10 protein-coding genes are annotated in these 10,745 nt (G+C 34.2%); 8 read left to right on the top strand and 2 right to left on the bottom strand.

Annotation, left to right across the window (positions count from 1 at the left end; genetic code table 11):
• The first annotated feature begins 60 nt into the window (after positions 1–60).
• The 4 genes from nadD to flgL all read left to right on the top strand — a co-directional run bounded on the left by nadD (position 61) and on the right by flgL (position 4,047).
• A complete protein-coding gene (gene nadD, locus Q0Y61_RS09100; protein WP_297814293.1) occupies positions 61–684 on the top strand; it encodes a nicotinate (nicotinamide) nucleotide adenylyltransferase in 624 nt (207 codons plus the stop codon).
• Entirely contained in the window at positions 636–983 is a 348-nt protein-coding gene (rsfS, locus tag Q0Y61_RS09095) for a ribosome silencing factor (RefSeq protein ID WP_297814292.1), read from the top strand. The genes nadD and rsfS overlap by 49 nt, the downstream gene beginning before the upstream one ends.
• Entirely contained in the window at positions 983–1,339 is a 357-nt protein-coding gene (locus Q0Y61_RS09090) for a methionine-R-sulfoxide reductase (RefSeq protein WP_297814291.1), read from the top strand. Before rsfS ends, Q0Y61_RS09090 begins: the two co-directional genes overlap by 1 nt.
• 77 nt (positions 1,340–1,416) lie before the next feature.
• On the top strand, positions 1,417–4,047 hold the full coding sequence (gene flgL / locus Q0Y61_RS09085; RefSeq protein WP_297814290.1) for a flagellar hook-associated protein FlgL: 2,631 nt from the start codon (positions 1,417–1,419) through the stop codon (positions 4,045–4,047).
• Positions 4,048–4,089: 42 nt separating this feature from the next.
• Here flgL and Q0Y61_RS09080 read toward each other — a convergent pair whose 3' ends face one another.
• Complete coding sequence (locus Q0Y61_RS09080) at positions 4,090–5,658, bottom strand: hypothetical protein (RefSeq protein WP_297814289.1); 1,569 nt, start codon at positions 5,656–5,658, stop codon at positions 4,090–4,092.
• A 269-nt stretch (positions 5,659–5,927) separates the two neighbouring features.
• On the opposite strand from Q0Y61_RS09080, the gene gdhA reads away from it, so the two are divergent.
• The 4 genes from gdhA (at position 5,928) to truA (ending at position 10,103) form a co-directional block, all read left to right on the top strand.
• Positions 5,928–7,280 (top strand): NADP-specific glutamate dehydrogenase, encoded by a 1,353-nt coding sequence (gene gdhA, locus Q0Y61_RS09075; protein WP_297814288.1) that lies wholly within the window; start codon positions 5,928–5,930, stop codon positions 7,278–7,280.
• Between the two features lie 17 nt (positions 7,281–7,297).
• Complete coding sequence (locus Q0Y61_RS09070) at positions 7,298–8,131, top strand: DNA ligase (protein WP_297814287.1); 834 nt, start codon at positions 7,298–7,300, stop codon at positions 8,129–8,131.
• Positions 8,132–8,247: 116 nt separating this feature from the next.
• Positions 8,248–9,291 (top strand): LptF/LptG family permease, encoded by a 1,044-nt coding sequence (locus tag Q0Y61_RS09065; protein ID WP_297814286.1) that lies wholly within the window; start codon positions 8,248–8,250, stop codon positions 9,289–9,291.
• A gap of 53 nt (positions 9,292–9,344) precedes the next feature.
• Complete coding sequence (gene truA / locus Q0Y61_RS09060; protein WP_297814285.1) at positions 9,345–10,103, top strand: tRNA pseudouridine(38-40) synthase TruA; 759 nt, start codon at positions 9,345–9,347, stop codon at positions 10,101–10,103.
• A gap of 106 nt (positions 10,104–10,209) precedes the next feature.
• Here the strand turns inward: truA and Q0Y61_RS09055 are convergent.
• Positions 10,210–10,745, bottom strand: a 536-nt coding sequence (locus Q0Y61_RS09055) for a c-type cytochrome (RefSeq protein ID WP_297814284.1), incomplete at its 5' end; no start/stop codon positions are given.

The following is a 10,745-nucleotide window of genomic DNA, read 5'->3' as shown; positions in this document are numbered from 1 at the left end:
CCCAAATAGAAGAAGAGCTTAATAAAGACCAAAACCTACAAAATGGGTAAAAGGATAAATATGTCGTATCATTTTGCGCTTTTTGGTGGTTCATTTGACCCGCCACATTTTGGACATTTGCATATTATAGAATCTGCACTAATAGAGTTGAAACTAGATAAACTCTTTGTCGTGCCAAATTTTTTAAATCCTTTTAAAAATAATTTTTACTTTTCTCCAAAAGTTCGCCTAGAATGGCTTAGGATTCTGTGTCAAAGTTTGCCCAATTCATTTAAAGATAAGGTGGAAGTGCTAGATTATGAAGTGTGTCAAAATGCACCTGTGCCGACTTATCAAACCTTGCAATTTATCCAACGAACTTATTTGCTAAAAGGTAAAATTTATTTGCTAATTGGTGCGGATAATGTAGAATCTCTCCCTAAGTGGCAGAACTTTGATAAGCTTAAAAAAAGTGTAGAATTTGTTATAATTCCGCGCAAGGATTTTAAGATTCCACAAGATTTTAAAACTTTGCCATTTTGTGAGATAGATATAAGCTCCACAGAGATTCGCAATCAGTTAGTGCTCAAGGATTTTGCAAATTTATCTTGCTTAGTCCCACAGCCTATTTTGGAATTAATATTAAAGGAAGCAAATTGCAAGAAAATAGACAAGAAATTATTAAAGAAATCTGCCAAATTATAGAGGAAAAAAAGGGAGAAAATATTGAAGTTTTTAACCTTAAAGAAACAGATTATTTTGTAGATTTTGTCGTGATTGCCACAGCACTTATAGATAGGCATTCTTTAGCGCTTTTAGAGGAGTTGAAAAAACAATTAAAGGTAAAAGGGGAGAGTTTTTTTCATATTGATGAGGAAAATCCTGATTGGATTGTGATAGATTTAGGCGATATTATCATTCATCTTTTTACAGAAAATCAACGCAAAAAGTTTAATTTGGAGGAATTTTTACAAAAAATACTTCAAAAGAAAGAGGGTAGATAATGTATAAAAAACTAAACCAAGAAGAGGAGCGTGTAATTTTACATAAAGGCACAGAAGCACCTTTCAGCGGAGAATTTGAAAATTTTTTTGAAACAGGAGTTTATCATTGCAAACAATGTGGTGTAGCTTTATATGATTCTTCTAGCAAATTTCATAGCGGTTGTGGTTGGGCTAGTTTTGATGATTGTTTGCAAGGAGCAATCCACGAGCAATTAGATGCAGATGGCAAAAGAGTAGAAATCACTTGTGCAAATTGTGGAGGGCATTTGGGACATATCTTTACGGGTGAGAGATTTACAACAAAAAATATCCGCCATTGTGTGAATTCTATTTCATTGACTTTTGCGAAAAGTTAATATGGAATAGAATTTGCTTTATATTTTCTAATTCTAAAATAATTCTAACTTTGCTTAGAAAAACTAAGGATTTAGGTATGCGAATCGGAACTAGTTCAAGATATGTAACTATGCAATATCAGCAAAATAAAACACAAAATAGTTTGGATAGGACTTTAGCACAAATGAATGGGTTAAAGATTCAATATGGCTATCAAGGAACTTCTATTTTCAACAAAACTTTAGCATTAGATTATAATCTGACGACTTTACAGCAAAGCCACGCACTTGCAACGAATGCTTTAACTTATACGAGACACACAGACACCGCATTAAGTGATTTGACAAAAAATATGGATCAATTCAAAACCAAGCTCGTGCAAGGTGCAAATGATATTCATAGTGAAACTTCACGTCTTGCGATTGCTAAAGACCTTAAGTCCATCCGCGACCATTTCTTGTCTCTTGCCAATACCTCTATTGGAGGTGAATATATTTTTGGTGGCACGGCAACCACAACAAAGCCTTTTAATCCAGATGGGAGTTATAATGGCAATAATGCAAGTTTAAACGCATTGCTTGGCTCTAACAATTCAGTTACTTATAATATCACAGGTAAAGAATTATTTTTTGGTTCAGACAATGACAAAAATCGTGTGATTTCAACGAATATACCAAAATTCAACCAAAGTGCATTAAATCCAAAGATTATGGACCCAAATCACCCAACAGGAGTGAGCGAAGAAGTGCATATTACAGCTGAAGACACTTTGCGTGATTTAGTGGGCGATAATGATGCAGATACAAGTAATAATCCTCCAGAAGTATTTTATATTACAGGGCGCAAGGCAGATGGCACTGCCTTTAAATCCAAATTTTCTATGGACGTAGCTTATACAGATAAAAATCAAGCTTCCACAGTGCAAGATTTGCTAGATAAAATTGGGCGAGAATTTGGAAATACAGAAACAAGTCAAGTCGTAGAAGTAACGGTTAATAAATGGGGTGAAATTGAAATTAAAGATTTAACATCAGGACGTTCTAACATTGAATTTTATATGGTTTCTAGCAGTTATCAAGACCCCAATAACACCATAGCAGGGGGTGGAGATGGAGTTGGAACACAAGATATAGATACCCTACTTGGTAGTGGCGTGAAAGTAAATACTTATGTGCAAAGTCCATTTATCGGAACTTTTTCTAGTGAGACTATCACTGCTGTGGAAGATTATAATGATCATCGTCTCCACACGATTCCGACAACTTTTAGAACACATACCAATGAAATTGCCAAATCAAACACTCTATTAAGCAATATTTTCCCAGCAGGAGTGGATTCTATTACATTAAGTGGGGTAGGAGCAAATGTTGCATTAGATACAGCAGGTGCAGCAGTAGCGCCTACTAATTTTGCCATTACAGCCACAACCACTGTTCAGGATTTAATGGACGAAATAAAACGTGTTTATGGAGCAAATGGAGCAGATGTAGATGTGCAATTTGCTGAAGGCAAAATTGTGGTAGTTGATAATAATGTTTCTAAAAAAAATCCACCAGATAAAGATGATAAAGAGTTGCCTTACATTGGTTCAAGCTCTCTTAGTATTACATTGACTGCTAATGATGCTGCAGGTGGTCCTATTAATGGATTCCGCAATGATTACAGTGTAGAATATGATAGAGTAGGATTCTCTCGTAGTGGGGGAACACTTAGTTCTAATGTCTCCCAAGTCGTGCGTTCTACTAATGAATATGCGACATTGGAGACAAAACTCTCTGAAGTCGCGGGAGTAGGGCTTGATGGACATACTTATAATTTTGAAGTTAAAGATGTTAATGGGATTCCCATTGAAGGAAGAATAGAATTTAGAAATACAGGCAGTGTTTTGATTATAAATTCTCCTGCACAAATGAATGGGCAGAATATTGCAGGGATTGAGATTCCAATCTTGCAGGCTGATGGAAATCCTCCACAAGTTGGCGCAAATGCAACTCCCGCAGATGATGTTACTTATCAGCAATTAGCTGATGTGATGGGTATTGTAATGAATCTTAGTAATTCAAACCCAGGCGATTTGGCAAATGTTTTTAACCCTGTTGCAAATTTTAATAACCCAGCAGAAAAACTTTCATATGAAACAATGTTAAGTCAAGCAAAAAATAATGTATGGATTGGTTTAGATGTGAATGGACAATTACAATTAAAAGATTTGAATCGTATCCCTACGCGTATGGAGTTTATGCTCTATGATAGTGAGAGCAGTAATTTTGCATTAGATGCTAATGGTAGGGTTACACCAGCAATTCACCCCGCATTGACTTTTCAAGCTAATAATGCCGTCATTGGTGAAGACCCACACGTGAATTTCTTTCAGCAAATTGACACTATCATTAAGGCTTTAGAAGATGGCGTTTATCGTCCTGGCTCTGACCAATATAATGATTCTATGCGAAATCCAGGAATCCAAAATGCACTAGCGATTTTTGACCATCTAGCAGACCACGTAAATAAAGTGCATACTAAAAATGGAGCGCAGGGTAATGCGTTTTCTTACTCTATTGAACGCACAGAAACTTTAATGGTTCAAGTAAAGACTCTACGAGCTGAAACGATTGATACAGATTTTGCAGAAACTTATTTGCAGTTTTCAACCCTCACACTTGGCTATCAAGCAATGCTTTCAAGTATTGGAAAAATTTCCCAACTTTCTTTAGTGAATTATATTTAAAGTATAAGTAGAACAGAATCCCAAATAAGGATTCTGTATTATTTAAGCAGTGAGGAGTTTATGAATCATTTGTGTATTAAAGGAAGTCTTAAATGCTTCAATACGACTTTCTAGCGGATTGAAAAGCAAACGATTTATCTCTTTAAAGCTTTCCTCATCAAACCTTTTGAGCAAAGAATTGACAAGATTATTTTTATCATCTTGTTTAGTGTAAAGGTTGCTAAAGGATTCTTTTGTTGCTTCAATTTTAGCAAAGTTTTCTTCTACTTTTGCCCATATTTGCGAGGTTTGCGCACTTACACCATTGCTAGCAGATTTTAAGGAGCTTAGACTAATAGAAATGTTAAGCTCAAAGCTCGCAACATTTGTCATTGAGACACGTTCATAAAGTCCTGTAATACCGCTACCAAAGATGCCACTCATTGTATTTTGTGTCATAGAAACTTGTAAGCTAGAGAGATTTGTATTTAAATTTTGGTAAATTTTACTTCCAAGAATTTGTACCCCAGATAGAATTGCATCATTTTTAGCCTGATTTTCTACTGCTTCCTCTTTAATCTTTTCACTTACTAAATCAATATGATGGATTTGCCCACTGCTACCATCTTCTCTTAAATAGTCCGCAGTTTTTTGTTTGATTCCTAGCAAATCACCATTTTGCCCTTTCATCATTTCTTGACTTTCTTTGGCATTAAGGTAAATTACTCCAATTCCTTTTTCTCCTAATCCTACGAGTTGTCCTTCGCCCTTTTCATCAGGAATCCAAATCCTTAATTTATCGTAAATTGGGTCTTCTTTGTCAATCTTACCATCACCATTAGAATCATAAGCACTTAAATCTTTGAATCCATCACCACTTTGAGTGCCAAAAAGTTCATTGCCATCATTGATTTTGCCATCACCATTTTTATCAAGCGCCAAGAATCCAGAACCTTTTTTAAGTGTAGAAATTTGGTCTGGAGTGCCATCACTATCTAAATCAAAGCGCATTTTGGTATCACTTAGTTCTGTGCCACTTCCTTCATAATCAATTACAAGAGGGTCAATTACTTTTTTGTTTTCTTGGGCTTTTTGTAATGTATTTTGTGTATTGGAGCTGTTGATTTGTAGATTTTGCATAAAGCTTTGAGAAACGCTAATGCTAATGTCTAGGTTTTTTGAAACTCCATCACTACCTACAATCTTGCCTGAAATAGAGATGGAGAGACTTTGAGAGAATCCTTGTGTTAAACTGATTCCATTTCCTATAATTTGACTTGCAAAATTCTTGTTGTGCAATAAATCTGATAGAGTGATGGTAGTATTTTGTGACGAATTTGAGCCATTATTCGTGCTAGGGAATAGTTGCTCCCATAATTTCATCATTTCATCTTGGATTTCTGAAACTTTTCCTAATGCTTTATTAAGAATCGTTTTTTGAAAATCCCCTAAACTATCACCAAGTAAAGCATTGCTAACGCTTACGCTAGAGGTGTTACCTCTTGAATCTTGTTCAATAGTTGATTGTGGAACACTATTTGCTTTAGTGTTTGTAAGCTCTTCTTTAACGGCACTCCATTGCGTGGTAGTATATGAGGCTTGTAAAGAAGAGAAATTTAAACCTGCTTGCATAATTTCTCCTTTAATTTTGAATTAAACATTGACTATATCGGTTATTTTTGAAAAAACTAAAATAAATTTTTTGTAAATTTTTAATTTTTGAATTTGATTTTTAAAATATTTAAGTATTGTAAGAATAGCTTTGAAGTTTATTTTACGATACTTATAACTGGAATCTAAAAAATTAAAACTTAAAAAAATTTTTTAATCATATAAGATTATATTAATTAAAGGTTTAATATAATTTTGTTCATTAAAGTTCAGTAATTAAGGAGAAACTAATGTCTTACACGCAAGATATTATTCAAAAAGTCCAAAAACTCTATCCTGACCAAGTAGAGTTTCATCAAGCGGTTAAAGAAGTGTTAGAATCTATTGAGCCTGCATTAAAAAAAGATAAAAAGTATGAAGCGCATAAAGTTTTAGAAAGAATTGTGATTCCAGAGCGTCAAATTAATTTTCGTGTAACTTGGGAAGACGATAAAGGAGAAATTCAAGTCAATCGTGGTTATCGCATTGAGTTTAGCTCGTTGCTTGGACCTTATAAAGGGGGCTTGAGATTTCACCCTAGCGTAACAGAAGGTATTATTAAGTTTTTAGGCTTTGAACAAATTTTTAAAAATTCTTTAACAGGGCTTGCAATGGGTGGTGGTAAAGGTGGAAGCGACTTTGATCCTAAAGGAAAAAGTGAAAGAGAAGTAATGCGATTCTGCCAAGCGTTTATGAATGAACTTTATCGTCATATTGGGGCGCATACTGATGTGCCAGCAGGAGATATCGGAGTAGGCGGACGCGAGATTGGTTATTTGTTTGGGCAATACAAAAAATTGACGAATCGTTATGAGGGTGTTTTGACAGGTAAATCTTTGCTTTGGGGAGGAAGTTTAGTGCGCACAGAAGCAACGGGTTATGGTAGTGTCTATTTTGCACAAGAAATGTTGAAAAATAGTAATTTTGGTGATTTGGAGGGTAAAACTTGCTTGGTTTCTGGTAGTGGAAATGTTGCTATCTACACAGTGGAAAAACTCCAACAGCTTGGAGCAAAACCTGTAACAATTAGTGATTCTAAGGGTATGATTTATGATGAGAAAGGCATTGATTTAGCACTTTTGAAAGAGATTAAAGAAGTCAGACGCGAAAGTTTGGAATCGTATGTAAAAGAACGCAATAGTGCTAAATGGACAAGTGTGAAAGATTATTCTAAAGACTATAATCCATTATGGACTATTCCAGCATTCGCTGCATTTCCTAGTGCAACACAGAATGAAATTAATGCAAAAGATGCACAAAACCTACTTGATAATGGTTGTAAATGCGTTAGTGAGGGAGCAAATATGCCCTCAACCATTGAGGCAGTGCATAAATTTTTAAATGCGAAAATTTGTTATGGTCCGGGTAAAGCTGCAAATGCAGGTGGAGTAGCTACAAGTGGGCTTGAAATGAGTCAAAATGCCGCAATGACTTCTTGGAGTTTTGAAGAAGTGGATAAGAAATTGCATCAAATTATGAAAAATATCTATGCTAATGCAAGTGAAACCGCAAAAGAATTTGGCGAACCTACAAATCTTGTGCTTGGGGCAAACATTGCAGGCTTTAGAAAAATTGCTAATGCAATGATTGAACAAGGTTTATAATTCATAGTGGATAATTTTTGCAGTTATTACAAATCTTCCTTTTAATTCTTGCTTGGAATCTTACTTTTGGTGCGGAGATTCCAAGATTCACTTCTTATGATGAAAGTTTAATTTTAGAAGAAGATCTCACACAATTTGTAATGAGTGAAAAGCTAGATGGTGTACGTGGAATTTGGAATGGGAAAGCTCTAAAAACTCGCAAAGGTAATACAATCCAAGCACCAAAGTTTTGGCTTATCAACTTTCCTCCATTTGTTCTTGATGGTGAATTATGGCTTACATATAATAGTTTTGAAAAAATCTCAAGCATTGTAAGGGATTCTATTCCTAACGAAAAAGAATGGCAAAGTATTACCTATCAAATCTTTGATGTGCGCGGTATTTGTGATGAATGCACTTTAAGTGAGCGTTTAAAACGATTGGAAAATTATTTAAAAAATTCCCCTAATGCTTTTGTTAGGATTATCCCACAAATTCCTATACAAAATCGTAAGCATCTAATGTCTTATTATCAGGAGATTCTAAATAAGGGCGGAGAGGGCGTGATATTACGTAAAGATTCTTTCCCAAAGATTGGTTATAAGTTAAAGCCTTTTACAGATGCAGAGTGTGTGGTGCGAGGATACACAAAGGGTAAAGGAAAAAATATTAACAAAATTGGAGCAATTTGGTGTGAAGGAGAGGTTTTAGGGGAGGTGAAATATTTTAAGATTGGTTCGGGATTGACAGATACAGAGCGTATAAATCCTCCTAGGGTAGGTGCAATTATCACTTATAAATATCAAGGTTATACAAAAAACAATTTCCCACGCTTCCCGATATTTTCGAGAATTAGAGAAGGAGGAATCTAAATAAAGAATCTATAAAGTTTTACGTCTTAGAATACTTTGAAATTTTGAGTAAAATTTAATGGAAATGATGTAAAATACACTTTTTATATTTTTATTTAACTTTTAGGATTAATTTTTTGAGAATTAAAAATTTCTTATTTCAAAGCTTTGCACAAATCTTCTTCCCTATTTTTTTGGTGTTATTTTTTGTGGCTTCTGTAGTGATTTTTATTCGTATAGCAAGTGTTACTTTTGTAGTTAAAATTACTTTTTTTGAATTACTTTCTCTTTACTTTTATACACTCCCTATTATGATTTTTTTTGTGATTCCACTTAGTTTTTTTATCGCTTGTGTGCTTGGGCTATCCCGCCTTAGTTTTGATTATGAACTACCGGTTTTGTTTGCACTTGGAATGAATCCACAAATTATTATGAAAGTTTTTCTTCCCATTGCTTTATTGGCTAGTTTCAGCTTGTTAGTTTTATCTCTTGTATTAGCACCACTTAGTGATGTTGCGTATCGGCAGTTTTTAGAAGAGCGTAAAAATAGTATTAATATTAATTTACAGGCTGGAGAATTTGGGCAAAAGCTAGGAGAATGGTTAGTCTATGTGCAAAAACGCAATAAAGATAAGAATGTATATGAAAATATTGTCCTTTTATCGTTAGCAAAAAGAAAAGATAAAGAAAAAGGAGGATTAATATTTGCTAAAGAAGCGAAAATTTCTAATTTGAATGGCACAATGGAAGTAACATTAAAAGATGGAAAAGTCTATCGCAAACCTAATGAAAATGTCGAAAGGATTGGTTTTGATAGGTTGATTTTGAGAAATACAATCAACGTTTTAGATAAATCAGATTTGGGACTTATAGAATATTGGAAAAGAGCTTTTTATCCCAATAGTAGGCAAGAGAAAACTAAAAGGAATCTTAGTATGTATATTTTACTTTCACTTTTTCCACTTATTAGTTTGTTTTATTATCCTTTTTTAGGAATTAAGAATCCGCGCTATCAAAAGAACTATACGATTTTGCAAGCTATGGTTGTTGTAGGAATTTTTTATGCTTTAATGTATTTATGCGCTAGTTATATCCCTTTAATCGGATTAGTGTTGTTGCCAACTGCTTGGGTAATTAGTGGTTATTGGCTGTATCGTCGTTATATTGGAAGATTTTATTAACCTTTAATATGGATTTAAAACAAGATCTATCAAAGAATTCTTTTAAAGTTGCAATGAAGATTGCATACAATGGTGGAGAATTTTTTGGATTTCAGAGTCAAAAGAATGTTTTAAGCGTTAGTTGCGCAATAAAATCTGCTCTAAGAAGTCTTGGGATTTTTAGTGATTTTGTAGGAAGTGGGCGCACAGATAAAGGAGTAAGTGCGAGTGCGCAAGTGATTTCTTTAGAAATTCCTTATTATTGGCAGGATTTGATAGCCTTGAAACAGCATTTAAATACTAAACTTCAACCTTTTATTAAAATAAAACAAATTTGGTGTGTTTCAAAGGATTTTAATGCGCGATTTTGTGTCAAAAAACGCGGATATTGTTATTTACTAAGTAAGCACACTTCCCCTTTTTTAAATACTTTTAGTTTCCCATATTCTATTCAAAATACTGCATTATTAAGACAATCTTTAGAACTTTTTGTCGGCACACACGACTTTAAGGCTTTTATGAAAAAAAGGGGGTGCGGAGATAGGAGTGCAAAAGGTCAAAAATCTACAAGTAAAAAAGAAAATGCAATAAAAGGGCAGAGCATACGCACAATTTATAGAGCAAAGTTATTGGAGCGCAAATATTTTTGGATTTTGTCTTTTTTGGGGAGTGGATTTTTGCGCTCACAGATTCGTTTAATGGTTGGTTTTTTGCTAGAAATTGATAAAGGAAATTTAGGTTTAGAGGAGCTTAAAGCGCAATTAAAAGGAGAAGAGATTTATAGAATCCCAATTGCATCTAATGGATTATTTCTAACACGAGTAGATTATTGAATCTTATCCTTACCGCACTTTGAAGTTATTGAAGTTTTTGCTGTGAGAATAGAAGCTTTCAACCCAAGCAGTTAAGCTTGGGTTGAAATGAGTGAAAATTGTAGTTTTACAATTCAGGCTTAGGAGTTTTTTCAGTTGCAATTGGTAATTGCGGATAAATCACTTGCGGTTTTTCTCCACTTAAGCTTTTGAGGAAAGTTGCAATTTGGTTTGCCTCTTTATTAGTAATATTAATTCCGAGTTGAATACTTCCCATTTCTTTAATTGTTTCAGTTAAGCTCCAAATTGCTCCATTGTGGAAATAAGGTGCAGTTTCAGCTACATTTCTTAATGTTGGTGTTTTAACCATACCATTTGCATCGCCTTTAAAATCTCCTAAATTTGCAAATTTATATTTTCCTGCAACTTCAAATGCCTGCATACTTCCACCTAGATTTACGCCTGTATGACAAGCAGCACAGCCCTTATCTAAAAAGAGTTGCAAACCTTCTTTTTCTGCTTTACTTAATGCTTTATCATCCCCATTTAAAAACGCATCATAGCGAGAAGGTGTAAGAAGTGTGCGTTCAAAAGTTGCAATCGCATCGTATAAAACGCCATTTAAAATCAAAGTTTTTCCATTTAAAAACGAAGTGCTTTGAT

The organism is uncultured Helicobacter sp. (genome assembly GCF_947367035.1).
GTDB lineage: Bacteria > Campylobacterota > Campylobacteria > Campylobacterales > Helicobacteraceae > Helicobacter_D.
The sequence above is the reverse complement of the archived record's forward strand: the minus strand, read 5'-3'. Positions and strand labels throughout refer to the sequence as shown.